This is a genomic window from Streptomyces sp. NPDC048612, assembly GCF_043199295.1.
Lineage (GTDB): Bacteria > Actinomycetota > Actinomycetes > Streptomycetales > Streptomycetaceae > Streptomyces.
On sequence record NZ_JBICVV010000007.1, the window covers coordinates 109,002 to 133,705 of the forward strand.

Below are 24,704 nucleotides of genomic sequence, written 5' to 3' on the forward strand. Positions count from 1 at the left end.
GCCGGGCCGGAGCGGTCGGACGGAGGGCTGCGCGGGGAGCGGGGAGGCGCAGCCGGTGCGTCCGCGGCGTGCCCGGTTCAGGCGGTGACGGTGCGGCGTGCCATGCGGCCGGAGATCTGCAGGCGGTCGATGGCGCCGCTGTCCGGGTCCCGCAGGAAGCGTCCGCCGGGAACCCGGCGGCCGGTCTCGGGGTCCACCAGGTCGCAGCTCAGATCCGGGTAGCAGACCAGGGGCGCGGGGGTGTCGCCGTTCACGGTCAGCGCCAGGGAGCCGGTGGCGTCCGCGGTGACCCGGTACTCGACGGTGCCGTTGTGGTAGGCCCCGGCGCAGTGCGGAAGCGCGACGGTGCGGCTCTGCTCGACGGCCGGGCGCGCGGCCGCGGGGATGTGCACCCCGCAGATCTGCGCGAGTTCCTCGGCCAGTTCGTGCCACAGCGCCGTGCCGTTGTTGGCGTTGCTGGTGAACGCGACCACCGTGCCGCTGTCCGGTTCGGCCCGCAGATGGCACGAGGTGCCCTGGGCGTTGCCGTCGTGGCCGCACCACTGCTGGGCGCCCTGCTGGAAGAGCGCGAGGCCCAGGCCCCAGGCGTCCGCCAGGACTCCGGGAGCGGCGCCCGGAACGGGACGGCGCATCTCCTCGGCCGCGTCGGGCGTCAGCACCGCGTGCGGGCCGTGGCCGAGCAGGGCCCGGCCCAGGGCCACCAGGTCGAGCGCGCTCGCCTGGAGGCCGCCCGCCGGGGCCTCCACCGGCGCGAGGTTCTGTTCCACCGGCCGGACCCGTCCCAGGGCCGTGTGCACGGAGTGGCCGCGGGCCACCGGGCGCTTCGCGGCCTCGCCGAGGAAGGCGGGATCGGTGCCCAGGGGCTCCAGGACCAGCGCCCGGACGGCGTCCTGCCAGGACATGCCGGTCACCGCCTCGATCAGCCGGCCGGCCGCGACGTACCCGGCGTTGGAGTAGGAGAAGCCGCTGCCGGGCGGGCACACCGCGTCCCGGCCGGAGCAGTGCACGGACAGATAGCGGGCCGCGCTCAGCGCCGCCGCGTCGTCCGAGTCGGGACCGGTCGGGAGTCCACCGGTGTGGCTGAGCAGCTGGCGGACGGTGAGGTGCGGTGCCCGCCGCAGCTCCGGTACGTGGGTACCGATGAGGTCGGTCAGCGCGAGGTCACCGTCGTCGGCGAGCAGCAGCACGACCGCGGCCGTGTAGGGCTTGGTGACGGAGCCCAGCGGCACCGCGGTGTCGGCGGTGAACGGCTCACCGGTGACGCCGTCCGCCGCGCCCGTGTGGACCGCGTACGTCACCGAGTCGAGCTGGAGGGCGAGTTGGGCCCCCGGCACCTGATGGATACGCGCGAGCGTGTCCAGACGCTCCTGTAAGAAGCGGCGTATCTCGGTCGGCTGCCGGCTCGCGACCGGTGCGCTCGAAAGTTGCGGCATGACTAGGACTCCCGGAACTCGGAACTCACGGGGATGGCGCGCCTGACTGCCGTGACCCCTCTTCGCTCACGGCATGCGCGGACAAACCCCTGGGCTTGGCCGCCGAGGGACCTCGGCAGCCGAACTCGTCGCATGCGCCCGGCCCTTGGCACCGGGCGCGCTCTCCTGTGCGAACGGCGCTACGTCCTCCGCACCTCCACCGGCAGACGACGCGCGCTGACGATGGCGGCCGGGTTCTGGAACTCGACCGCGCGGTGGCTCGGGACGGTGATCCAGGAGAAGCGGTCCAGGAGTTGGCGCAGCGCGATCCGCGCCTCCATCCTGGCCAGCGGGGCACCGAAGCAGAAGTGGATGCCGTGGCCGAAGGTCAGGTGCGGGTTGGGGTGCCGCGTCACATGGAAGGTGCCGGGGTCGGCGAACCGTGCCGGGTCGCGGTTGGCGGCGCCCAGGTGGGCCATCAGGATGGTGTCGGCGGGAAGGGTCCGGCCGCCGAGTTCGACCTCGCGGGTGGTGCGCCGCCCCAGTTCGGGGAAGGGCGGCAGCCAGCGCAGCACCTCCTCGATGGCGTCCGGCAGCCGGCCGGGTTCCGCGCGCAGCAGCGCGGCGGCGTCGGGGTGCTGGTCGAAGGTGAGCACGGCGTTGCCCAGCAGGGCGGTGGTGGTGATGTGCCCGGCGACCAGCAGCAGCGCCACGAAGCCGGTGATCTCCTGCTCGGTGAGCCGTACGCCGTCCACTTCGGCCCGCAGCAGCCTGCTGGTCAGGTCCTCGCCGGGGTGCTTCCGGCAGTGGCGGATGTGGTCGAGGAAGTAGCCGTTCATCTCGCGCACGGTGGGCGCGAGGGAGTCCAGCGCGCGCTCGACCTCGCTCATGTCCAGCGCTTCACCGATCTCGTCCCCGCCGAACAGCGTGCCCGCCCAGTCCTGGAACAGCCCGCGGTCACCGGCCGGCACCCCGAGCAGTTCGGCGATCACCAGGATGGGCAGCGGATAGGCCAGCGCGTCCACCACGTCGAACCGGTCCCGGTCCGCGACGGCGTCCAGGAGTTCGGCCGTGATCGCGTGGATGCGGGGTTCGAGCCCGGCGACCGTGCGCGGGGTGAACGCCTGGCTGACCAGGGTGCGCAGCTTGCGGTGCTCCGGCGGGTCCATGCCGACGAAGTTGCCCTGGAGGAAGGTCTCGAAGTCCGGCTGGGTGGGCGTCAGTCCGGAGAAGTCCGAGGAGTAGGTCGCCGGATCGGCCAGCACGGCGGCCACGCCGGCGTGGTCGAGCACCTGCCAGAGGTTCTGTTCCTCGTCGTGGCGCACGGAACCGGCCTCGCTCAGGGTGTTCCACCGGCCAACCAGGTCGTCGAAGACTAACGGTGCGTCTTTCAGTTCGTTGCTGGTCACCGGAAACTCCCTGAAGTACGGGTCCGGGGTGTTCCTCCCCGGCGGTTTGTGCGCTGGACTGGGCAGCGGCCATTGCCCTCGAAAGACGGATCGCCGTGCGACGCAGAAGGTTTACTATCACAGCCCTTTCATGGCATTGACTGCCTTCGGATGAATTTTTCACTTCCGCCGGGCGAAGCGAGTTCGGGTAAGCCGGACACCCTTGCACATCACGGCAATACCGGCACGCCCCAAAAAGGGCACCCCGGATCTCCCGATGGCAGGAATGCCTCTTCAGGTACGCACACATGAACACCGGTGAAAGGGCACGCCAATAGGGACGACCACGGAGCTCCACGATGAAGTGACGGCATGGACCCCGGAATCCGGGTTACCTGTCGGTGTCAGCGCTCAGCGCCTGCCCACGCCACCCGGTAATCGACGTCGGCTCCGCCCCCGTAACACCGTGGGGCGACTCAATGGCGGGAGCAATGCGGCCGCGACGGCCGGCCCGAAGGCGACCGCGGACAGAACGCCAGGCCCTTTCGCACGGAATCGGACCGCATACTCCGCACGCCGAGCCTCCTCCTGCCCCATGGCGCGGGCAATGACGAACATGACCTCAGGCCCGCCTGACGGCTCGACGAACCGGCCCACGGAGCCCCTCCCTGGCCTTTCATCGTCGCCCAGACACACGGTGACGTAGCCACCGTCGACCATCTCGTTACCACTCATCCCCCACTGAATTCCCCACACATGACACGTGTCAGACGTTCCCGCGCATATGAAGGCGGGCGATCCGCACACGGGCCACCGGCACCCGAAAAGAGAGCGAGAGAAACGCAAAAACTACCGGCAGGTACAGTTTGATGTTGTCAGCGGGGCGCACCCCAGGCGTTTTCGCGCCAGCCCAGCTTGACCGACAGTCTTCACTCCCAGTCATACAATAGCAACCCCTTGAGTTTGACTGAGAGTAATTTTTCAACCCATTTGCCTTGCCGCGCCGGCGGACCGCAAGCGACCCCTGTTACTCGCGAGGTAACAAATGTCGATCGTCCGTTCGAACTCGGCGTGGGGAAGCGGGTATTGCACGTTTCACCGGAGAGCGGCAGCGCACACCGAGGGTCCCTCTTCCCGCCGCAGGATGATGCCACCACCGCCCGACGCCGGGTGCCGGACCTTGGCGAACACGGGCCGGGAGAGGTGGCCACCGGAACACCTCCCGGCCAACCCGGAGTCCGCCGCCGCGCCCGTACCGCGCTCATCGGCACGGCGACCGCACAGAGACCGGGCAGGCCAGAGGCACTGCCCGGTTCCCGGGGTCAACGCGGCCTCTCTCAAGGGTTGTTGATCGGCCAGCGCGGCCCCGCGCGCGGCGGCTTGCTTTCGACGTCCGGTTTATTGGCTGGATTCCACGTCTTGCGGCTGATACGGCGTCTGCCGTATCAGCCGCATCCTCGCTTGTCCCGAAAACAGGGACGTATGTGCCGCCGGAAAGCGGGCAGTTGGCGAGACGCCGGTCTCAGATCACCACGACCGGGCACGGGGCGTGCCGGGTGACGTGCCGGCGCACCGAGCCGTGCAGCTCACCACCGAAGAGGCCCTGCTTCCGGCTGCCCAGGACCAGCAGCGAAGCATCCCGGGCCGCCTCCCGCAGCACTCCGGTCGCCGTTCCGTAGGCCACGACGGCACGGACCGACGGGCCTCCGCCGGCGCCTTCGAGCGCGTCTATGGCCGCACCCAGGGTCTGACTCGCCGAGGTCTCCATGTCCGTCGCGAGCTCCTGTGGTGCGTCGATCCAGCCGATCGAGCCGTAGAGCGGCGGGTACTCCCAGGCGATCACCGCGTCCACGGTGGAGTGCTCCCGTTCGGCCTGCTGCACCGCCCATCGCAGGGCGTCCTTCGAGGCCTCCGAACCATCGACTCCCACGACGATGCGCTCAGCTGCGTGCGGTTCGCTGTTCATGGGCACCTCCGACATGTCCCAGCAGGAGAAGGAAGGAAAGGGATGAGGGGAGAGAAGGCCGTTGGGGGACGGCCCATGTCTCACGGGCCTGAGGAGCACGAGGGCCGGAGGCTCACGAGGCTCACGCCCACTCCGCAGCCCAGCCGTCCCGCTGTCCCACCGCCCGCCGTCCCACGCCTCCCCGTCCCTTTCAGTACAGCTCGCCCGGCGGTCCGCCGCCCAGAGGCGGCCGCCCCGGCCGGGGCGGCCGTCGGCCCCGCCTGTGCGCGGGACCTTCGCCCCCTCCCCCGGGGCCTTCCGCCCCGCGGAACCCCGTGCCGGCTCAGGCCCGCATCCCGCCGTCCACCCGGAGGACCGTGCCGGTCACATAGGAGGAGCGGTCGCTGAGGAGCCAGGCGGCGGCCTCGGCGATCTCGTCCGGATCGGCCGCGCGGCGCAGCGGGGTCCGGGCATTGAGCTGCGCGATGGTGCCGGGGGACCGCTCATCCCACTCGTGGAGCATCTCGGTGAGTGTGGTGCCGGGCGCGATGGCGTTCACGCGGATGCCCTCCGGGCCGTAGGTGGCGGCGGCCGACGCGGTGAGACTGTTGAGCGCCGCCTTCGCCGCGCCGTACGCGGGCAGGTCGGGGTTGGCCATCAGGCTGCCGACGCTGGAGGTGTTGACGAGGGCCCCCTGCCCCGCGGTGGCGCGGATGGCGGCGATCTCGGCGTTCATGGCCAGCCACGGGCCCTTGAGGTTGACGGCGCAGACGCGGTCGAAATCGGCCTCCGACAGCTGGTCCATCGGGCCGGGCGGCTGGCCCGTCGCACCGTTGTTGAAGGCCACGTCGAGCCGGCCGTACAACTCCACGCACCGGTCGACGGCGGCACGGACGTCCGCCGGGTCGGCCAGGTCGCACCGCACGTGGTCCGCGGTGCCGCCGGCTGCCCGGATCTCCTCTGCTACCGCTCTGAGCTGCGGCTCCGTGCGGGCGGCGAGAAGGACACTGGCGCCCTCCCGGGCGAACAGCCGCGCTGCCGCCGCGCCGATTCCGCGGCCGGCGCCGGTGATGAGGGCGACCTTCCCGGCGAGCAGGCCGGCGGTCGTGGGGGAGGTGATCGGTGAAGTGGTCATGCCGACGAGCCTGCGTGCGGCCGCCCGTCCCATCCAGGCACCGGCAGTACCTGGCTGGGCGCCCCGGCGCCGCGCACACTGGGGAGGTGGACCGACGAGTACGCCAAGAACTGGGTGGCTTCCTGCGCAGCAGACGCGAGGGCATCACCCCCACCGACGTGGGACTGCCCGCCGGGGTGCGCCGCCGCACCCCGGGACTGCGCCGCGAGGAGGTGGCGCAGCTGGCGTTCATCTCGACCGAGTACTACACCCGGCTGGAGCAGGCCCGTGCCCGGCACCCCTCCCGGGAGGTGCTGGCCCAACTCGCCCGCGCCCTGCGCCTGTCGGACGCCGAGCGCACCCATCTCCACCACCTCGCCGGTGCCCCGCCCGCGCCGCCGCCCGGACCGTCGCGGGAGGTACGGCCGAGCATCGTCGACCTGCTGGACCGGCTGCCGGAGGCCGCGGCGATCGTGATCTCGGCGACGTACGAGGTCCTCGCCTGGAACGACCTGGCCGCCGCCCTGATGGAGGACTTCTCCGCCCTGCCGCGCCAGGACCGGAACCTCATCCGGCGCGCCTTCCTCGGCCCGTACCGCAACGGCCGGCGGCTGTACGGCGTCTCGGACGCGGACACGTTCGCCCGGACCTCGGCCCAGCACCTGCGCACCGCCGCGGCCCGCTACCCCGCCGACCCGGAGGTGACCGGCCTGGTCGCGGAACTCCTCGCCGGCAGCGAGGAGTTCGCCCGCCTCTGGGCCACCCACGAGGTGGCCGCCCGGCCCACCCTCTGCAAGACCTTCGCCCACCCGCTCGTCGGCCCGGTAGCCGTCACCTGCGACGTCCTGGACATCACCGACCGGGACCAACAGGTCATCATCTACACCGCCGCCCCCGGCTCCCCCTCACACGAGTCCCTGCGCCTCCTGTCCGTCATCGGCACCCAGCACATGAGCCTCCCGGGCTGATCCGCCGCCGGCCTCGACGGTCCCCAGCCACGATCGGCCCCAGAGCTTGAGGCGGCGGCCCGGCCACCGGGCCGCCTCAGCGATACCTCAACTCAGCGGACCGGTCGGTCGTGCAGGCACTTCAAAGATGAGTTCACGCCCGTCCTCCTCGTCCCACTGCTCTCCGACCTCGACGAAGCCGAAGCCCGAGATGGTGGCCAGGGACGCCACGTTGTCAGGGGCGATCGTCGCCCGCACGGTCGTCACTGCGGGTTCGCCGGCTGCCCGGCGCAGCAACTCGGCCAGCGTGGATCGCGCGTATCCGCGGCGACGGAATTCGGGAGCGACGGCGTAGCCGATCTCGACCATGCCGACTCCATCGGGCGGTCCGTGGAATCCGGCATGTCCGAGGACGAGACCCCGGTCGCCGACGACTGCTTGCCGCACCATCCACCGTGCACGGCCCGGATCAGCGGCCATCTGGTCGAGCCGGAGCCGCCACAGCCACTTCGCCCTGTCGGTCACGAAGTACTCGGTCAGCGAAACCCCCGCTGCTCTGCCGGCCTTGGCCAGGTCTCCCTCAAGCAGAGCGGACATCGCCTCGCCGCCCAGTTCGACGAAGCGGACGTGTCTGAGGCCCCGCGTGAATCGTCTTTGTTCATCGGCTTCATCTGTCACCGGCGGATGCTCGCCCACTGACCGGACGGATGTCCAACGACTTCGAAGCAGTCCTGCACCAGAGGTCCCGGCACCTGCCCTCACCACCCCCGTCGACCTCATGCTCATGCGGTCACAGCACCAGCTGCCCCGACCGCCTCAGACATCCCCTCAGCTCGGCAACAGGCCGGCCGCGGTGCGGCCTTGACGCTGACGCAGCGGCAACTTGGACCATGACGCCGTACGGCAGGAACAGTCACCCCACCGGAGGCATTCATCATGTTGCGCGGCAAGGGCATCCACTACGACACCGGCACCTTTCCCAACGGCGACACATCGCGCCCCGTCTTCGACGTCCGGGACGCCGAACGGGACATGCGTGTCGTCGCGGAGGACCTGCACTGCACCGCTGTCCGTATCACCGGCGGCGATCCGGACCGTATCGAAACCACGGCACGCTACGCGGCGGAGGCGGGCCTGGAGGTCTGGTTCTCGCCGTTCCCCTGCGAGCTGTCGGACGCCGAGATGCTACCGCTGTTCACCGACTGCGCCGAGCGGGCGGAGCGCCTGCGGCGCGACGGCGCCGAGGTCGTCCTCGTCACCGGCTGCGAACTCAGCGTGTTCGCCCGCGGATACCTGCCCGGGGACACCCTGAACGAGCGCATCCCGGTCCTGGCGGGCCCCGGCCGCGAAGCCGCGCTCCAGGGCATCCCCGACAAGGTCAACGCCTTCCTGGGGGAGGTCGTCGACGCCGTGCGGCCCCTCTTCGGCGGCCGCGTGAGCTACGCCTCCTGCCCTCTGGACGGCGTGGACTGGGCCCCGTTCGACATCGTCGGCCTGGACGCCTTCCGCAGCCTGCGCAATGCCGCCACCTACCGCACCGACCTGCGCAAGGAATGCGGCCACGGCAAGCCCGTCGCCATCATGGAGGCCGGCTGCTGCACCTACCGGGGAGCGGGAGAACACGGCGGCTCCGGCTGGTACATGGCGAGGGAGGCCGACGGCGTCACCCTCAAACCCGGCCTGGTCCGCGACGAGGGCGAACAGGTCCGCTACCTCGACGATCTCATGACCGTCTTCGAGGAGGAGGCCGTCGACTCCGCCTTCTGGTTCAGCTTCGCCGGTTTCAGCACACCCCACCGGACAACCGGCCCGGACGAGGACCTCGCCTCCTACGGCATCGTCAAAGTCCTCGACGAGCACAGCGCCTGTCCCGCCGGCAAACGCACCTACCCCGACATGCCCTGGGAACCGAAGCAAGCATTCCACGCACTCGCCACCCGCTACAGGTCCCACTGAGCTTCTTCTGAACTTCTTCGGAGCGGTCACCTACCGAACTCGCGACACCCCAACTCAGCGGATTCCCAGCTCCGCAAGCACCCGGTGCTGAGTTGGTGCCGGCTTAGCCGGGAAGTAGAGGTAACAGACCCCTCCCGAACCACTCTTGACCTGGCCGTTTGCATCGTGGCGCTTGGTCCGCAGCCAGATGTTCTCGAACTGGGATGCGGATTCTTATCAGACACCGAACACGATGACAAACATGCAGGTCAACAGCTTGGGCTCGTTCGCCTCGAACGAGCCCAAGCCGGACCGTGCTGAGTTCGTGCTGACTTCCGCTGCCGCCCCTTCCGGTCCGTTCGGGGGCGTTGTGCTGGATCGGTGCTGGCTTCTGGCGCTGAGGGCCGAAGCGCGGATAGCACCAGACAGACAAGATGCGCACTCATCACTACGCGTCGCCTCGGCGCCCTCGCCAGCCTCCCCCGCGGACGCCCGCCACGACGGGCCCATGAAGATCAAGTGGCGTTGTACGGGTCGTTTGGTGCGGCCGTGTTCCGTCCTTATCGTGTCGCACTCCCGACCTACGGAAGAGAGCAGCGATGGATCAACGGATGTGGACCGTGCTGGCTCTGGCGAACTTTCTCGGAAAGCCCACCTCCTGGGTTTACGACAATCACGAGAAGCAGGCCATCCCCAGCTTTCGCGTGGGCCAACAACTTCGGTTCTGGCCCAACGAGATCAAGGTCTGGCTGGAAGAAAATTGCCGCGAACGGGCTGCATGAACGTCAAGCACCAGGCGACCGCGAGCGTCGAATACCGCACGTCCGCCCCTCGGTGGATCAGACCGCACTCGGCAGATCGCTCCCACAGTCAGCAGATCTCACTCGTGCTTGCCCTCAAAGGGCCAGGGACTGGGGACGCTCCGCAACTCGCGCCTCGGAGGGCGGCTGTGCGGGCTCGGTCCGAACACCAGCTTGGGGGCGCTATGCAGGGCGGGTGGGACTCGAACCTATCCCGGTGACGCGTCTCACCTGCGGCTTCATCGAAGGAGCCGACATTTCCATCCCATTCAATCCTGCTGCGCCCTACTCGATCCTGCTGGATCCGGTGCGGTTAGGTGATCGCCACACCACTTCCCCTGACAGACGCCTCCACGGAGCGAGACGTGTTCCAACCCCAACCCACACCGAACCAAGCGCACAAGAGGATGACCACACAGCCTGAACAGTCACCCCGGAGCAGGTCACGCTCTGTAGTCACTGGGACGGAGAGCCTTGGCCCAGCCACGGCCTGAGAACAGCACCAGCCTGGCCTTCCCTTTGAACTTCCACACAGGCCGCGCATGAGTTGAGTGCCGTGGCGAGCGCCTTCACCACCGCGTGAGACCGTCTAGGGGTGGATCGATCGGCGGCGCGACCGCACGGCACACTCTCGCCTTGTTCGCCACGTTCGCCCTCGACCACCGTAGACGGGCACCTTTGACGAGCCCGTTACTACTGTGGCGGAACAGCTGCCAGACAACACCTTTATCAGCCCGGCAGCAGAGGCCTATCGTGGGCAGGCAGCCAAGCTGGGTCGGGCATCGCGCCCCGCCATGGCGCCGGCTCAAACCCGGCAAGATTCGTCGTGACGGATCGAGAGAGTCCAGTATGAGCCTGGGGACACCGACATCACATGTGCCAGCGGTACGACGCCGGGGCGGTGCTGCAGGCCGCAGTGGCGCTGTGGACCACTGCGGCCTGCAGCACCTGCAACCCACCGAAGGGCGTTATTTCCGAATCGCCGAAAGTAAGCAAAAACAACTCACCGTCTTCCTGAAACCGCAGCTCACGGCGTGTGGTCCCCGCGCATGCGGGGTTGGTCCCTGTGCGCCTACTCGCGCGGTGAAGCGAGGAGGGTGGTCCCCGCGCATGCGGGGTTGGTCCCGCCCCGGGCACGTGCCGCCACGGACCAGGAGGGTGGTCCCCGCGCATGCGGGGTTGGTCCCAGCTGTCCCACGGTCCGGCACTCGTGACTTTCGTGGTCCCCGCGCATGCGGGGTTGGTCCCTTGACCGTGTTGGTCCAGATGGTCTTTGCCGCGTGGTCCCCGCGCATGCGGGGTTGGTCCCTCGGCGGCGATCCACTCGATGTTGAATGCCAGGTGGTCCCCGCGCATGCGGGGTTGGTCCCCGCAGCGGCAGGTGCTTGATGGCCGGCTCGTGGTGGTCCCCGCGCATGCGGGGTTGGTCCCATCGCGCCCGGACGCCGATCGATTGCCCGTTGGTGGTCCCCGCGCATGCGGGGTTGGTCCCGACAGCAGTTCGGGCGAGCAGCACCCTCTTCTGTGGTCCCCGCGCATGCGGGGTTGGTCCCAGGGCTGTGAAGTCGCGGGACTTGCACGCCTCGTGGTCCCCGCGCATGCGGGGTTGGTCCCTCGACACCGGCCCACATGTCCTCGGCGGCCGGGTGGTCCCCGCGCATGCGGGGTTCACCATTTGATCTCCGGCGGGGAGCCGCACTGCTCCCCGCACCCGCGGGGTTGGTCCCACGACGCGGGCCTCAGTGGGCGACTCGACCGCCTGCTCCCCGCACCCGCGGGGTTGGTCCCGACTGGGGCCGGGACGCCGACCCGCTGCTGCTCTGCTCCCCGCACCCGCGGGGTTGGTCCCGGAAGAGGCCCTACTGGGACAGCGGTTCCGCACTGCTCCCCGCACCCGCGGGGTTGGTCCCGCGTACCCCCTCGCCAGGGCCGCCGTCTCCAGCTGCTCCCCGCACCCGCGGGGTTGGTCCCTTGTAACAGCTCGCGCCGCGCCGCCCCGCGCCCTGCTCCCCGCACCCGCGGGGTTGGTCCCGGGGTCAGATTTTGCCCAGTGAGCGGGTCTTCCTGCTCCCCGCACCCGCGGGGTTGGTCCCAGCCCGCACGGCCCGTACCTGTACGCGGATCACTGCTCCCCGCACCCGCGGGGTTGGGCCCACCGACCCCCACCTCCGCCCCGAACCGGGAGCCTGCTCCCCGCACCCGCGGGATTGGTCCCTCACGGCGCTGGAGAACGGCGGTGGTGAGTGACTGCTGCCCGCACCTGCGGGGTTGGTCCCGGCGCGGACGAGGTCCACCTCGGGCGTCGGCTCTGCTCTCCGCACCCGCGGGGTTGGCCCCCTCTGCTCCGCCCGGATGCGCTGGTGGATGAGCTGCTCCCCGCACCCGCGGGGTTGGCCCTCCGCTTTGGCTTCGGCCCTGTTGATTCGCTTCTGCTCCCCGCACCCGCGGGGTTGGTCCCGTGAATGCGACGGGCGTCCCCGTCGTGAAGACCTGCTCCCCGCACATGCGGGGTTGGTCCCGCGGTCGAGCAGGCCCAGGACGAGACCAAGCAGTGGTCCCCGCGCATGCGGGGTTGGTCCCGGACGGACGGACGGGGGCAGCACCGTCTGAGCGTGGTCCCCGCGTATGCGGGGTTGGTCCCTACGCCGCGGCGGTCGAGTACGGCACGGCCCCGTGGTCCCCGCGCATGCGGGGTTGGTCCCTGGGTGGCCTACGCCGGGGGACAGCTGGCCCTGTGGTCCCCGCGCATGCGAGGTTGGTCCCCAGGGCATCAGATATCCGTTGTCCGGAACCGGGTGGTCCCCGCGCATGCGGGGTTGGCCCCAGCCGGCCGCGGTCGAGGAGCAGCGCGTCCAGGTGGTCCCCGCGTATGCGGGGTTGGTCCCTTGCTCAGGTCCAGGGTGATGGTGTTGGTGTCGTGGTTCCCGCGCATGCGGGGTTGGTCCCAGGTGGAACTCGACGATGTAGGTGGCGTTCGCGTGGTCCCCGCGCATGCGGGGTTGCTCCCATCCAACGCGGCCTGAATGCCGCCGCGGTGACCTACTCCCCGCACCCGCGGGGTTGGTCCCACGGACGGCACCGTGGACGTCGACTCGGTCCGCTGCTTCCCGCCCCCGCGGGGTTGGTCCCGTCGCCAGGACGCCCGGGGACAGCTCCACCGGCTGCTCCCCGCACACGCGGGGATGGTCCCTGGAAGTTGGTGCTGGTGTCGGCGGTCATCGTCTACTCCCCGCGCATGCGGGGTTGGTCCCTGGACGGCGACCTGCGCGACTGCCCACCCGCACCGCGCCCCCGCCTCCTGTTCCGGGCCGACGCGGAAGCGTTCCGGCACTCCCCGGTCCGGCTACCAGCAGTCCGCAGCCCCTGGCTACGCGAGATCCTCGACAACCTCACCCAGCACATGCGCGCCGGCCTCTTCTAGCCAGTTGGCAGAAAGCGCCGACGCCCAGCCTCCGGCCCATCCGGTGACCGTGCTGCCGCGAGCGAACTATGCCGGATAGTGGTGCCTTCCGAGCAGCCCCGAACAAGCCTCGCGGACTCCGGCTTTCCGGTCCGGCTCAGACCGGCAGTCCGAACATAAGAGCGGCATCCGGCATCCCATGTCCCTTAAACTGACGGTAAGTGGGGGATGCGAGACGACGAGGAGCACTGTGCGAACAGGTCGAGTCGACGCCTCAGGGACGAGCCCAGTGCCGCACCACTGCGAAGCTATCGACCGTGGGCCCGTACCTCAGGGGCTGGCCAGGTCCGCGCTCATCGCGGCGTTGTACGACTCCTACGACGAGACGCTCCGTGCCCCTGCAATAGCCGCGCCCGTGGCGCACCCGAACGGCTTCGTCAAGCTGCCCTTGGCGCTGGTAGCTGAGGACTCAAGGCGGCTCTTCCTGCACGTCTGGCTTGATGGAGAAGAGGACTCACAAGCCCACGATCACCGTTGGGACTTCTCGTCCACCGTGTTGCGCGGAACCGTGAACAACAGCTTGCTGGACATCACCCAAGCCGACGAACCCCTCGTCGACAGCGACCCCCGCCTCGGCGCGGCATCGTCCCAGTCTCCGGGTTACCGGGTCATCCGCTACGAGCCCCGCGAAGAGGGATACCGATTCGACGCAAGCTGCGGGGAGCGAGTGGTCGTGACAGGGCATCGGACGGCCGCGGTGTGCGCAGGCGACGCATACGGCATGTCGGCTTTCATGTTCCATCGGGCGAGCGCGCTGCCCGGCACGATGACCTTGGTTGCCAGGGGGGCGCCGATTAGCCGGTACGCACGTGTCTTGGTCCGGGGTGAGGTTTCCGAGGGGCCGAGGCGGTGGCGGCACGTGGGGCCGTCGGAACGGCGTGGCTACCTTCGCGAGGCGTTGGACTGCCTCGTATGAGCCGTACAGGCAATCGTCACGGACGCGCGTCGGGACGGGATGACCCTCGGGCGCTCATCCGTAGGGATACCGTCCTGATCATCGCTGTCCACATCGATGACGTCCCTGGGGCGCCTTTCCGTGCAGGCCCTCTGGAACGACGCTGGCGCGTTGGCCGGCCCGACGAAGTGGTGTCCAGCGCATCCCGCCGTGCCGCATACACGCAGCGTCACCTCGTACCGCTCCTGTGGGGGCAGCAAGTCCGGTGGCATCGCGAGGTGCCCCAGGCAGAAGCGTCGCCTTCCCGATTCCAGCTTTCAGCCATCGAGTTGGTGCGCCTGAACGACACTGCGCTCGGCGCGCTCAAGGACATGGGCTCACCGGTTCATGCGAACGGAGTGGCTCTTCTGCATGGCGTTCTGCCGCCGGATCCGCCAGCGCAGCTACCGAAAACCCTCCAGGAGTGCGCTGACGTCGACCCGCACCATGGGCAGGGCGCCCAACGAGCCTGGGTCGCACGGCAGCTGCCATCGGGGTGTCGGATCGCTGATACCGAGCGGGAGGCGGTGCACTGCACTCTCGTCACCGCCCAGAGTGGTCTGGTGCGGCTGCATCCGGGGCGTGCGCAGCGGAATTGGGATTCCCTCGATCAATGGCTGTGGCATCTGCATCACGCGACGTTGTATCCGCCGGGTCCGGAGGCCGCGGAGCAACTCCACGCCATGCGCCTGCCGCTACCCACCAAGGTGCGGGGCGTGCTGGGCGTTCGTGGGCTCACCCTGGTGGGCACCGAGCACGATCCGGGTGTCGGAGTGCCACGTAACTACTACGACGGCACCAGCTACCACCTGGCGACGCTGTACGCCGACGCCCTGGCCCTGGCCCGGCTGCAGCAGACCGTGCTGGACGCTTTCGGCAGCGAAGTGGCACGGATCGGCCAGCACGAACCCCGCCGGCGGAAAGTGGCACAGATGGAAAGGGATCTGCTCGTTTTCCGCCGCAGCTACTGGGCGGCCGGCTTCGGTCGGCAAGGAACCGTCGATGCCATGGTGCGGGCATGGCAGCAGAGCGCCGGTCTGCCGCAGTCGCTGCAGAACCTCGTCAGCGACCTCGGCGAGCTCTCCCGCCAGGTGCAGTCCGCCGAGACGGAGACGACCAACGCGATACTCGGCCTGCTCGCAGCGGTCGGCCTGCCGTTGACCACGGGGCTCGCCATCTGGCAGGGGCTTCCGCAGGCCGGGGCTTCGTCGCTGTTCCGGATCCTCGGGGCGACCGGCGTGGTCACCGTGGGCCTCGTCACGCTGTTCCCTGGATTGCGCAGGCTGTTCGTGGATCTCTTCCGGCGCAAGCGGCGGGGTGGCGGGCGGTGACGCCACCACCCGCCTTCTCCTGGCCGCCCCGGCATGCTCCCGGCTACCCGCTGGGATGTGTGGACACGGGGGACGTGCTCGCCCGCTTCGCCCGCGAGCCACGTCAAGAGGCGACCGTGGTTGTCGTCACGAGCGCGTTGCGGGCCAGCGTGGAGGACAGTGGGGATCACATGGCGGGGCTCTCACGAGTCCGGCAGAGCCTGGCGGCGATCGGGCATCGCCTTGAGGCCGCATGGAGCTCTTCGTACTACGGCAAGGATCTGGTCCTGGTCCGCGCCGGGAAGCATGCTGTCCCCGCGTGCCTGTCCTTGGAGCCTCCGGCTGGAGGCAGCGACAGCGGGGTTCGGCATGGCTGGGCCTTCGACTTCGTTTCCCTCAGCGGGAGTGGCGACGAGAGGCGGGAGGGGCTGCTGCGTGCCTGCTACGCCATTTCGATGGCCGCTCGGCTGCGGCGGGACCGGCCGGATCTTCGGCCGTGCCGGGCGGCTGATGTCCTGTTGCGGGTGCCGGGACTCCTGTCACCTGAGCGGGGGGCCTCGCTGCTCGCCGGTGTCCTTGTCCGGCCGCTGGGCGGTGCCGACGAGGGCTCGGGTGCCCGCCCGGGAGAAGATCCGCGTTTTCCCGGGGTGCCGTCGGCCGACGCCTGGGACGTGTTCGCGCAGAGGCCACCGCAGCGAGGTCTCTACGCGGTCAGCGACGTTCACGACATCGAATGGGGCACCCTCGACCGGGAAAGCGGTGAGCGTGTTACGGAGGGCAGTGCGCACGAGCTGATTCCCCTGAGCACGGCTTGGCTGGACGGATCCCTGCCGGTACCGGACGTGTTGGACCGGGCATACCGGCTTCGGGTGCGGCGTGAATCGCTGCTCTCACGCCATCTGCGGGCCCTGAGCGACGCGGTCGCGGCCGGTGGCCGGCTCTTCGCGACGCTGGGGGACGGCCTCTCCGGCGTCGTCTCCGACGCCGCGCTGATGCGTTCGGCGATGGTCGCGGCGAACGCTGAGAGTGCGGGTCGTATGCACAGTGGGGCCGGTGTGGCGCCCATGGACGAGTGGGGGCTCACCGCGGCCCGCCGTCGCGCGCATTTCAGCCTCCATGTGACCAAGGCCCTCAAAGGCACGGGACACCAGGAGCGGTTCTTCCACGCTTTCGGTAACCCCCTCGGCTCCCGAGCGGCCGATTCCGTCGTCGGTTTTCTGTCCGCTTTGCGGAGGGCAGGACCCGGCACCCCGGGTTTCCACCATCTCGCGCACGCACTGCGATGGCGCGACTGGTGGCATCTGCACCTGCCGCCCACCGCACAGGGCCACCTCGACCGACTCTTCGCATCGGTACAGGAATCGATACCGGGCACGTCGGCGGGAGCGTGAGCCCTGACCTCATGCGGTCGCCCACTTCCATGCGCTGGACGACCACACCTGTGGCGCCGTCGGCGGTACCGGTGCGGGAGAGGGACCGTACGGAGCGACCCGCGTCCCCAGCACCGGGTTCCAGAACTGTGCGAGCCGGTCCGCCGCTTCGGGCAGGCGGCCGAACTCCAATCCGTCCCGGAAGGTTGCCGTGTCCCAGAAGTCCAGCCATTCGCGTGGTGGTTGAGGCAGGTGGTCCGGCCAGGTGCGGCCCATGGCAGCGAATTCGATCGCCACGTCACGCCGTACTTCGTCCAGGAACAGTGCGGGGGCCAGGGGGCTCGCGGCAGCCAGCAGGAAGTCCGTGAGATCGGTCCAGCGCGTATTGATCTTGCCGCCGTCGCGCCGTCGGGTGTAGCGCAGCAGCTTCTGCGCCAGGCACCGGCTGAGGGTCGCCGCCGGTACGGTGACCGGGGCCTTCCGGCCGGGGAAGTCAAGGGGTGCGGTGCGGTTGTCGCGCGCCGTCTCGGCGTCCGGCACCAGCAATATGTTGAGCAGGACCTTCCCGATGGCTTCCCCCGCCCGTAGGCGGATCAGTGCCCGGTGTACGGTCGCCCTGCCGGGCGAGCTGAACACCACGGGTTCCGAACGCAGCAGCCGGAGACTCTCGCCTTGCGGGCCGGGCGGCAGTTCGGAGGCGGACAGCAGTTGCCGGCCCGCGCGCTCGGAAAGGGCCAGATCGACATCGTTCGGCAGCCGGGCTGAAGAGCCCATCCACCCCATAAGCGCCGTCGAACCTTTGAGATGCCAGGCGTGCGGTGGCAGGAGCCGGTCGATACTCGACAGGACCACCGCTACGGATTGGACCAGGTGTTGGTCAGCTGTGGGAAGCGTGATCCAGTCGGCCTGCTCCCATGATCCGCGCCGCTGTTCCATCCGTGTCCCTCGATCGCGTGTCCGCCCGGTTCGCAGGGATGACAGTGTCACAGGAGGGTGGCGACGGAGGGTGGATTCCGCCGGATGTCCGCGCCTTGAGCGATCCAGCGCAGCAGGTGCGCAGGTGGCCTGTGCACCAGCCACCGACGCCCGGTGCACAGGGCGACACGTGCTGCCAGGGCCCGCAGCCCGGAGATCCCACAGCCGGCGGCCACGTCCAGCAGCCTGTCGGAAACGCCCGACGCAAGTACCTGATGCCGGCCGGCCAGAGCAAGTATCCGTGCGGCCCCGAACAGATCTGCGTGGGCGTCTTCCAGCAGTTCTCGCGCCGCCTCTTGACCCGCTGGGGTACTCACCGCGCGGTCGAGGTACTGGACCGCACGCGGCAGCAGCACCGGCCACGTTCGTACGGTGCCGACGAGGGCGCGGGACACCTGCGCGTCGGGCTCGATACGGGCCAGGGCATACCTGAGGGCACGTACATCGGCGTCCTGTATGCCCCTGCGCCAGACCTCGGGTGGGTGGCCTGCGACGTCGTGGGCCGGTCCCGTGAACAGGTCGTTCACCGGCTCGGTGGTGGTCTTTTCTTCGGACAGACGCAGTCCGAGTCCTTCCAGCCCGCCTTCCACAACGTCGCGGACCTGTTCCGCTTCCGCGCTGTCGCGGACGAAGACATGCCAGTCGTCGCCCCAGCGAAGCCACCGGCGCGGCGTCGTCACGGCCAGGAGCGCGTCGATCGGGGCCAGCGCTGCGGTACCGAGCCGGTTGGCCCAGCGGTGACCGGGCAGGAGGCACCGGCCGGTGGCACGGTGCAGTTCGGTCAGGTATCCCGCCAACTCGCCGGTCATCCAGGCAGCATCGAGCAGTACGTGCAGGGGAAGCGACTGGCCGAAGCGGTGAATGTCGAGCCTCAGGACGAGTGGCAGATCACCTCGGCGTGCCATTTCGCGCATACGGGTCTGTCGTGCCCGGTAGGCGGAGCGGTAGTCCCAGACCGGGGAACGGTAGCTGAACACCTCGGGGCGCGGCTCCTGGTAGAGCAGCGAGCGCTCCACCAGGAGATGCGCATGGGCGCGTACGGCTGGTGGCACGACGGGCACACTCTCCGTCCGCCGGGTCAAGGGCACCTGAAGCCACCCGACATCAAGCCGCTCCGGCACCGCGACAGTTCCGCCGGCCAGGTCCCGGATGACATCGGTGGCGCCGAGGGCGTCGGGGATCCACTCGGTCAGCAGGTCATGGCCGAAACTCGTACTGAGCGCGCTGTTCAGCACGGTGACGTCGTCTCTCACGACGGCATGATGTCACCCGGACGGGGGCCGCTCGCATCGCCTAACCTGACCGGTGGACGAGGCGAAGAGGGGGAGTATGGCCAGCATTCCGGGCCCGGACGACAGCCTGGACCTTAACGCGGCGCTGGGCGCTCTGGTGGGAAAGACACCCGAGTATGCCGAAGGGACGATGAATCTCCTGCTGTCGCACATGCTCGACGCGGCAGCCGTCGCCGACGTCATGTGGGAGCGCTATCTGGCGCCGTCCACCCGGCGGTTGCTGGACGAGACAGCCGGTGGCCAGGGCCGGGGCCGGGGGTTGTTCATCTGGCTCTGCGGGATGCACGACTACGGAAAGGCCACGCCGGTCTTCCAACGCCGGTGGCCACGAGGGGCGGAGGCCGTACGAGCGGCCGGGCTGCGGTGGCACGAGCCGACCGCCGGACGGTTCGCATGGCATCACGGACGAGCCGGAGGTTATCTGCTGCAGCGGCTGCTGTCGGCGGCCGGGTGGCCCGAGGAGCACATCGACTGGGTGTGGCCCCTTGTTGCAGGGCATCACGGGTTCTTCTCAGTCGAGAGCGCGCTGAAGCCGGACCGTAAGGCACGCGGGCAGTTGGAGGGTGACGAACGCTGGGCTGAGGTACGACTCACCCTCGTCCAGCGTCTTTCCGGGGAACTGGGACTGGGTGCTCTCACCGCTCCGGCCCCCGCGGTGGTGCCGACGCGTGCTGTCCAACTCCAGTTGAGTGGACTGATCGTGATGACGGATTGGATCGCCAGCGGGGCCGGCTTCCGGGGGATCGACGCGTTGGCCGACGTGAGCTTCAAGGGTGCACGGCAACGGGCAGCTGCGGCATGGGAGAAGCTCGGCCTGCAGCGCGGATGGGGAGAGCTGCCAGAGTCGCCACCGGACGCCTTCGCGAAGCGGTTCGGGTGCGAGCCGCGTCCCTCACAGGAGCTGGCGATGGAAACGGCGCGGCAAATGGCGGCTCCCGGCCTGATGGTCATCGAGGCGCCGATGGGCGAGGGGAAGACCAGGGCCGCCCTGATGGCGGCGGAGATCACGGCCGCGAAGTTCGGCGCGGACGGCGTGTTCGTCGGCATGCCGGAGTGGTCCACCGACGACCCCATGTTCGGGAGGGTCAGAGAGTGGGTGAGCCGGATCGACGGGAAGCTGGCCGATCGGGTCGCGCTGCTCCACGGCAAGCGGACCTTCAACAAGGAGTGGAGCGCCCTGCTGAGCGAGCCGCGGGGGGTCAGGCTCGCCGCCGTCGGCGAATGCGACGAGGACGAGCAGCACGGCGAGCAGGCGAGCGACGGTCCGCACGGTTCCGGGGGCGGCGGGCCGGTGGCGCGCGTACCGGCCGAATGGTTCTTCGGCTACGCGCGCGGGCTGCTGTGCCCCTTCGTGGTGGGCCCGGTCGATCAGCTGCTGTACGCGACAACCCGCACCAAGTTCGTGATGCTCCGGATGGCGGGGCTGGTGGGGAAGGTCGTCGTACTCGACGAGGTGCACGCCACCGATGTCTACACCTCGCAGTTTCTCCTCGAGGGCCTGCGCTGGTTCGGCCAGGCAGGCGTACCGGTGGTGCTGCTGTCGGCGACGCTGCCGGCACCGCAGCGCCAGGCACTTGTCGACGCCTATCTGGCCGGGGCCTTGGGACGTGAGGAGTTCACGGCGGACGACCTCCGCCATCCTCAGGGGTACCCCTCCGCCACCGTCGTGTGGAACGCACCGGACGGCACCGGCCACCGTTCCGCCGTGTCGGTCTGTGACAGTTGGCGCACGGATCGGCCCGTCGACGTTGTCCTCCTGCCGGAGGCCGTTCCCGAGGGGGGTGCAGATCCCGAGGAGCACCGGGCAGCCGATACGGCCGCCGACGCAGCGGTCGCCGACCTGCTCGGCGAGGAGCTGACGCACGGCGGATGCGCTCTGGTCATCCGCAACACCGTCGAACGGGCCCAGGCGCTGTGCACCGTATTGCGTGAGCGCTTCGGCGACCAGGTGGTGCTGCTGCACGAGCAGCTTCCGCTCGGGACGCGTGCCGATCGCACGGCGGAATGTCTGCACCAGCTCGCCCCGTGGCCGACCGGCACCGCGGCGGTCCGGCCTCAGATGATCGTGGTGGCCACCCAGGTCGCCGAGCAGGCATTCGATGTCGATGTGGACGTTCTGATCACCGACATGGCCCCGATCGATGCGCTGCTGCAGCGGATGGGCCGGCTGCACCGCGGCGACAGGATGCACCGCCCCGGCCGATTGGCCAGGCCACGGGTGATCGTCACGGGTTGGGCCCCCGGGAGCGCCCTACCTGGCCGGGACGGCACCGACGCGGATCCGCTCGGCCGTGGCGCTCCGAGGTTTCCCGACCGCTCACAGACCCTCTACGGCCGCCATCTGCTCCTGCGCACGGCGGCCCTGGTCTTCACGACCGCCGGGCAGTCGGGCGGCTGGAGCCTCCCGGGGGATATTCCTGCGCTGGTGGCGGCCGGTTACGGCGGCGACGACGAGGTTCCGGAGGCATGGCGGGACGACACCGAGGCGGCCCGGCGGCAGGAGGAGGCCGAGCGACGGAAACGCATCGGGAACGCCTCCCACCACCTACTGACACGGCGCGGCGACAGAGAGGCAACGACGCTGGCCGATCTCCATTATGTCGCCGTGCCTCCCGTAAAGGGCGATGCCGGGATGACCGCCCTGGTCCGTGACGGGGATCCCGGGGCGGAGGCCGTCCTCGTCATTCACGATGGTGCCAGGTACCTGACGCTGTCGGGGAGCGCTCTGGCAGAGGACGGTGCCGTCCCCGACGACGACCTCATTGACGAGGTCCTCGCCGACACGGTGAAGCTGCCCGCGACCTGCTCTTCGGAAGCGGCTGTGGAGCTGTCCGTCCTACCCGGCTGGGTTGGGCACGAACGGTTGAAATACCGCAGGGCTCTTGTCCTCGGGGCGGACCGCACCGCTTCGGTTTCGGGGCGGCGGCTGCGCTACGACCCGGTGCTCGGAATCATTGACGAGGGCGCGGTCACTGCAGAGTCGTCCGGCTCCGCAGTGGGGCGAGGGTGAGCAGGCCGCAGCCGTATGCCTTCGAAGGGCCGATGCCCTCCAACAGGCGCGTGACGAAGGCAGCGGGGTCGGTTACCTGAAGGCGCCCTTCGAAAGTGGCGCTCTGAATGGTGACGCGGGGGCCTTTCCCGTTCTTGACGAAGGAGTGCCGACGGCTTGCGGTGATACGGATGTCGCGTGCCGGGCCGGCGTCCTCCGTCCCTACCTCGGTGTTGCGCGCGTCGTCAGCGGTCCGGCTGTCGGCGAGGCCGGGGGCCGGGGCGTCGGTACGGGCTGTGGGGACGTCGAAGCCCCATCGGGCGGTACGGGTCAGGAACCAGTTCAGCTGCGCGCTCGCGGTGCTATGGCCCAGCCTGAAGCCGCGTACCCGTTTGCTGTCGCTGTCAGCGGCAGCGGCGAGGCGGGCCGCCTGCGTGGGCGTGGGGCTCATCGGCGCCGCGGTGTTCTGTACGGGGCTGGCGGTCAAGCGGAACGCGAACTCCCGGCCGACGGCGATCTGGTCGAGGAGCGGGGCGTAGTCGCGGACGGCGGCATGTTCTCCGTCGGCGTCCGGCCAGCCAGCCTTTTCGACGATATGGGTCCAGTCGGGCTTGGCGGAAGTGAGCACGAACAGGTGTGGGCGACGGGGGTTGTCGGCGTCCAGCCGCCACAGCACGCGGTCGCCCTGGGGGGCATCGGGGATGCCCCCCATGACGGCACCGCGCATGGCACGCGGGTTGGCCAGCAGACGACGGCTTTCGGCGCGAAGGGGGTTGATGCGGATACGGGAGAGGTAGGTCATGGCGGTCACCAGCCCAGCAGGGCGAAGGGGTCGTGTCCGGCGGCTTCGTCCGCGCCGTCGTCGGTGGTGTCGGGCCGGGGGAACCCGGTGGGGATGCTCAGCCAGCCGTGCCGTACCCGTCGGCTGGTGAAGCTGCGGGCGTACGGATCGAACGAGACCGGGGAATCGTGCAGGACGTCGTCACCTTCGGGGTCCTCAACGGTGACCGAACGGTCGATGCGCGCCGGGTACAGCGGCCGGTCCAGCTCCTGCTCCCGTCCGCACTGGGCGGCGTACTGCTCACGGGCGCGCCGGGAGGCCTGCCAGGGCTCCTTCCGCAGAACGTGTTCCAGGCTTCCTTCCCGCAGGCCGAGGGCAAGCGGCTGGGTGGGAGGGCAGGAGCGGCGGCCGAGGGCAAGGGGGAAGGCGGGGGCCCGGACGGCCTGGTCCAGGGTGCACAACAGGTCACGGGGGCCGGCGACAGCCGCGACGAAGACCGCGTCCTGGAGGTAGTAGCGAGTGGTCACATGGGTGTACTTGGCCGGGGAGGTGGGCTTCTGGAGGCCCTTGGCCGAGACTCCGGCCTGGAGCAGTGGCCGGCCCCGGAAGTCGCTGACGGTGTGGTAGTCCCGCAGGAGCGTTCCGGGCTGGTCGACGCGCACGCCCAGGCTCAGCGGCGTCAGCTCGTCGAGCGGGTCCTCACGAGCCATTCCGGCAGCCGCCGCGAGCAGGCCGATCACACCAGATTTGGTGGGCTCCGGGTTGGTCTCACGTCGGTTGAAGGCACTGCGAGAACCCCATGACTGCAAGGGGCCGGCCAGGCGGAGCAGGAGTACAGCCTCGGTTGTCACCCCTTGAGGGGCGGGCGTTGCCGGCGGAGGGCTGGTCATCGGGTGGCTCGCTTGACCGTGTCGGTGAGGTGGGCGCGCAGGCCGGCCAGCAGCTTCGGGAACGCCACGGGCTCGGCGAAGGTGCCCTTGAGCTGCTCCGCGATCTTCCCGGAGGTGTCGAAGGTGTGACACAGCGCGGTGAACGCGGGGGTGTCGCCCCAGACACTGGTAGCGGTGGCGTACTCGCGCGCCAGGCGGCGGGCGGACTCCGCGGCGATTCCGGAATGGGCCCCGACCGGCTCCTCGAAGGCGGAAACGAGGTTGACCGGTTGGTCTGCGCGTACGACGACCGCGACCAAGCTGGGCAAGGTGCGGTGGCCGAAGGAGTTGCCGTAACCGGTGGGCATAGAGCGGGCGAAGGAGGTGACGAACTCCTCGACGGCGGTGACCGCTGCCTCCTCGTCGGTGAGGTTGTGCAGAAGCTGGTGGAGGTTGACAGAGGCGTAGCGGTAGAGGGTGGCGGAGTTGAAGCCGATGGTGCCGATCATGCCGGCGCCGGTTTCCTGCTCCTTCATGGCCTCGTCGTCGACGGCCGTGAAGTAGTCGAATTCCAGCTCGACGGCATGGGTGGACAAGGCGTGGGCGACCTGGGTGGCAGCGTCGACCTTCAGTGCGGGAATGTCGGCCACCATGCGCCCGAAGAGGGCGACGTCCATCGGATGTCCGGTGCTGAACTTCTCCTGCACCGGCAGCTGGTCGATCTCGGCTGCCAACTCCGCGTCGTCCAGCACTGCCAGTTCGGCAGCACGGCCACGGACAAGGTCGGCCACAGCGCTGAGTTGCCGGCGGCCGTAGAAGAACAGGTAGGCAGTGTCCCCCTCCTTCTTGCCGGCGCTGATCTTCAAGGGCGCCAGCAGAGCGCCCGCCAATCGGGACGAGGACTCGGCGGGCAGGTCGCTGTCGGCGCCGATCAGGCCGGCGAGCGCGCTGCTGATGCGCCTGGTGCGGGTCGCCAGGTCCTGTTCGGGCATGCGCTCGGTGAAATGGAGGCGGGTGGCCCGCTTCCACGCTTGCGACGAGACGCGGGACCGTCGCACACCGCCGTAGTACGCCTCCTTGGGGTTGCCCTGATCATCGCGGTTGAGGTTGGCCGGGGGCACTGTCTGAAGGATGTGGACGTCGATGTAGGTGCGGGGCGCGGTGAGCACCGTGAAGTCCTCCG

The 24,704-nt window shown here is 69.5% G+C and carries 17 protein-coding genes, 1 pseudogene and 2 CRISPR repeat arrays; of the genes and pseudogenes, 7 read left to right on the forward strand and 11 right to left on the reverse strand.

Annotated elements, in window-relative coordinates:
• Positions 1-77: 77 nt before the first annotated feature.
• The 4 genes from ACGFN2_RS13465 to ACGFN2_RS13480 form a co-directional block, all read right to left on the reverse strand.
• Positions 78-1,433: a serine hydrolase domain-containing protein gene (locus ACGFN2_RS13465; protein ID WP_393359942.1), complete on the reverse strand. Its 1,356-nt coding sequence runs from the start codon at positions 1,431-1,433 to the stop codon at positions 78-80.
• A gap of 179 nt (positions 1,434-1,612) precedes the next feature.
• The gene (locus ACGFN2_RS13470; RefSeq protein ID WP_393359944.1) at positions 1,613-2,821 is read right to left on the reverse strand and encodes a cytochrome P450; all 1,209 of its coding nucleotides are present in this window, start codon (positions 2,819-2,821) and stop codon (positions 1,613-1,615) included.
• A 1,501-nt stretch (positions 2,822-4,322) separates the two neighbouring features.
• On the reverse strand, positions 4,323-4,766 hold the full coding sequence (locus ACGFN2_RS13475) for a universal stress protein (protein ID WP_393359946.1): 444 nt from the start codon (positions 4,764-4,766) through the stop codon (positions 4,323-4,325).
• Positions 4,767-5,088: 322 nt separating this feature from the next.
• Positions 5,089-5,880, reverse strand: a complete 792-nt coding sequence (locus ACGFN2_RS13480) for a glucose 1-dehydrogenase (protein ID WP_362602467.1) — start codon at positions 5,878-5,880, stop codon at positions 5,089-5,091.
• A gap of 86 nt (positions 5,881-5,966) precedes the next feature.
• Between ACGFN2_RS13480 and ACGFN2_RS13485 the strand changes: the two genes are divergently transcribed.
• Entirely contained in the window at positions 5,967-6,827 is an 861-nt protein-coding gene (locus tag ACGFN2_RS13485; RefSeq protein ID WP_393359948.1) for a helix-turn-helix transcriptional regulator, read from the forward strand.
• Positions 6,828-6,914: 87 nt separating this feature from the next.
• Here the strand turns inward: ACGFN2_RS13485 and ACGFN2_RS13490 are convergent, their stop codons facing one another.
• Entirely contained in the window at positions 6,915-7,484 is a 570-nt protein-coding gene (locus ACGFN2_RS13490; RefSeq protein WP_393359950.1) for a GNAT family N-acetyltransferase, read from the reverse strand.
• Positions 7,485-7,742: 258 nt separating this feature from the next.
• Between ACGFN2_RS13490 and ACGFN2_RS13495 the strand changes: the two genes are divergently transcribed.
• The gene (locus ACGFN2_RS13495) at positions 7,743-8,762 is read left to right on the forward strand and encodes a hypothetical protein (protein WP_393359952.1); all 1,020 of its coding nucleotides are present in this window, start codon (positions 7,743-7,745) and stop codon (positions 8,760-8,762) included.
• Between the two features lie 54 nt (positions 8,763-8,816).
• Here ACGFN2_RS13495 and ACGFN2_RS13500 read toward each other — a convergent pair.
• Positions 8,817-8,963, reverse strand: a pseudogene (locus ACGFN2_RS13500) (peptidase C39 family protein); the annotation flags it as partial.
• A gap of 377 nt (positions 8,964-9,340) precedes the next feature.
• Between ACGFN2_RS13500 and ACGFN2_RS13505 the strand changes: the two are divergent.
• The 4 genes from ACGFN2_RS13505 (at position 9,341) to ACGFN2_RS13520 (ending at position 16,636) form a co-directional block, all read left to right on the forward strand.
• A complete protein-coding gene (locus tag ACGFN2_RS13505; protein WP_393359954.1) occupies positions 9,341-9,523 on the forward strand; it encodes a helix-turn-helix domain-containing protein in 183 nt (60 codons plus the stop codon).
• A 1,054-nt stretch (positions 9,524-10,577) separates the two neighbouring features.
• A CRISPR array of direct repeats spans positions 10,578-11,216; the repeat unit is 29 nt; unit sequence GTGGTCCCCGCGCATGCGGGGTTGGTCCC.
• A 23-nt stretch (positions 11,217-11,239) separates the two neighbouring features.
• A CRISPR array of direct repeats spans positions 11,240-12,792; the repeat unit is 29 nt; unit sequence CTGCTCCCCGCACCCGCGGGGTTGGTCCC.
• Between the two features lie 513 nt (positions 12,793-13,305).
• Positions 13,306-13,917: a hypothetical protein gene (locus ACGFN2_RS13510; RefSeq protein ID WP_393359956.1), complete on the forward strand. Its 612-nt coding sequence runs from the start codon at positions 13,306-13,308 to the stop codon at positions 13,915-13,917.
• Positions 13,918-14,174: 257 nt separating this feature from the next.
• On the forward strand, positions 14,175-15,266 hold the full coding sequence (locus ACGFN2_RS13515; protein WP_393359958.1) for a hypothetical protein: 1,092 nt from the start codon (positions 14,175-14,177) through the stop codon (positions 15,264-15,266).
• A gap of 59 nt (positions 15,267-15,325) precedes the next feature.
• Entirely contained in the window at positions 15,326-16,636 is a 1,311-nt protein-coding gene (locus tag ACGFN2_RS13520) for a hypothetical protein (protein ID WP_393359960.1), read from the forward strand.
• A gap of 9 nt (positions 16,637-16,645) precedes the next feature.
• Here ACGFN2_RS13520 and ACGFN2_RS13525 read toward each other — a convergent pair whose 3' ends face one another.
• Both ACGFN2_RS13525 and ACGFN2_RS13530 read right to left on the reverse strand, forming a co-directional pair.
• Positions 16,646-17,551 carry a nucleotidyl transferase AbiEii/AbiGii toxin family protein gene (locus ACGFN2_RS13525; RefSeq protein WP_393359962.1) on the reverse strand — a complete coding sequence of 302 codons (906 nt, stop codon included), beginning with the start codon at positions 17,549-17,551 and terminating at the stop codon, positions 16,646-16,648.
• Between the two features lie 47 nt (positions 17,552-17,598).
• Positions 17,599-18,843, reverse strand: coding sequence for a hypothetical protein (locus ACGFN2_RS13530; protein ID WP_393359964.1), 1,245 nt, complete (start codon positions 18,841-18,843; stop codon positions 17,599-17,601).
• 76 nt (positions 18,844-18,919) lie between these two features.
• Here ACGFN2_RS13530 and cas3 point away from each other — a divergent pair, with 76 nt between their 5' ends.
• A complete protein-coding gene (cas3, locus tag ACGFN2_RS13535; protein WP_393359966.1) occupies positions 18,920-21,892 on the forward strand; it encodes a CRISPR-associated helicase Cas3' in 2,973 nt (990 codons plus the stop codon).
• Here the strand turns inward: cas3 and cas6e are convergent.
• The 3 genes from cas6e to cas7e are packed head-to-tail and all read right to left on the reverse strand — an operon-like array spanning position 21,852 to position 24,690.
• Positions 21,852-22,673: a type I-E CRISPR-associated protein Cas6/Cse3/CasE gene (gene cas6e, locus ACGFN2_RS13540; RefSeq protein ID WP_167539306.1), complete on the reverse strand. Its 822-nt coding sequence runs from the start codon at positions 22,671-22,673 to the stop codon at positions 21,852-21,854. The two genes, cas3 and cas6e, sit on opposite strands and share 41 nt — an antisense overlap.
• A 5-nt stretch (positions 22,674-22,678) precedes the next feature.
• A complete protein-coding gene (gene cas5e, locus ACGFN2_RS13545) occupies positions 22,679-23,542 on the reverse strand; it encodes a type I-E CRISPR-associated protein Cas5/CasD (protein WP_393359968.1) in 864 nt (287 codons plus the stop codon).
• Positions 23,539-24,690, reverse strand: coding sequence for a type I-E CRISPR-associated protein Cas7/Cse4/CasC (gene cas7e, locus ACGFN2_RS13550; RefSeq protein ID WP_393359970.1), 1,152 nt, complete (start codon positions 24,688-24,690; stop codon positions 23,539-23,541). The genes cas5e and cas7e overlap by 4 nt, the downstream gene beginning before the upstream one ends.
• Positions 24,691-24,704 lie beyond the last annotated feature (14 nt).

Bases quoted from the DNA above. Each gene is read 5' to 3' on its own strand.
- ACGFN2_RS13505 (WP_393359954.1), top strand. From the start codon at position 9,341: ATGGATCAACGGATGTGGACCGTGCTGGCTCTGGCGAACTTTCTCGGA.
- cas3 (WP_393359966.1), top strand. From the start codon at position 18,920: ATGGCCAGCATTCCGGGCCCGGACGACAGCCTGGACCTTAACGCGGCG.
- ACGFN2_RS13475 (WP_393359946.1), bottom strand. From the start codon at position 4,766: ATGAACAGCGAACCGCACGCAGCTGAGCGCATCGTCGTGGGAGTCGAT.
- cas6e (WP_167539306.1), bottom strand. From the start codon at position 22,673: ATGACCTACCTCTCCCGTATCCGCATCAACCCCCTTCGCGCCGAAAGC.
- ACGFN2_RS13465 (WP_393359942.1), bottom strand. From the start codon at position 1,433: ATGCCGCAACTTTCGAGCGCACCGGTCGCGAGCCGGCAGCCGACCGAG.
- ACGFN2_RS13495 (WP_393359952.1), top strand. From the start codon at position 7,743: ATGTTGCGCGGCAAGGGCATCCACTACGACACCGGCACCTTTCCCAAC.
- ACGFN2_RS13480 (WP_362602467.1), bottom strand. From the start codon at position 5,880: ATGACCACTTCACCGATCACCTCCCCCACGACCGCCGGCCTGCTCGCC.
- cas5e (WP_393359968.1), bottom strand. From the start codon at position 23,542: ATGACCAGCCCTCCGCCGGCAACGCCCGCCCCTCAAGGGGTGACAACC.
- ACGFN2_RS13525 (WP_393359962.1), bottom strand. From the start codon at position 17,551: ATGGAACAGCGGCGCGGATCATGGGAGCAGGCCGACTGGATCACGCTT.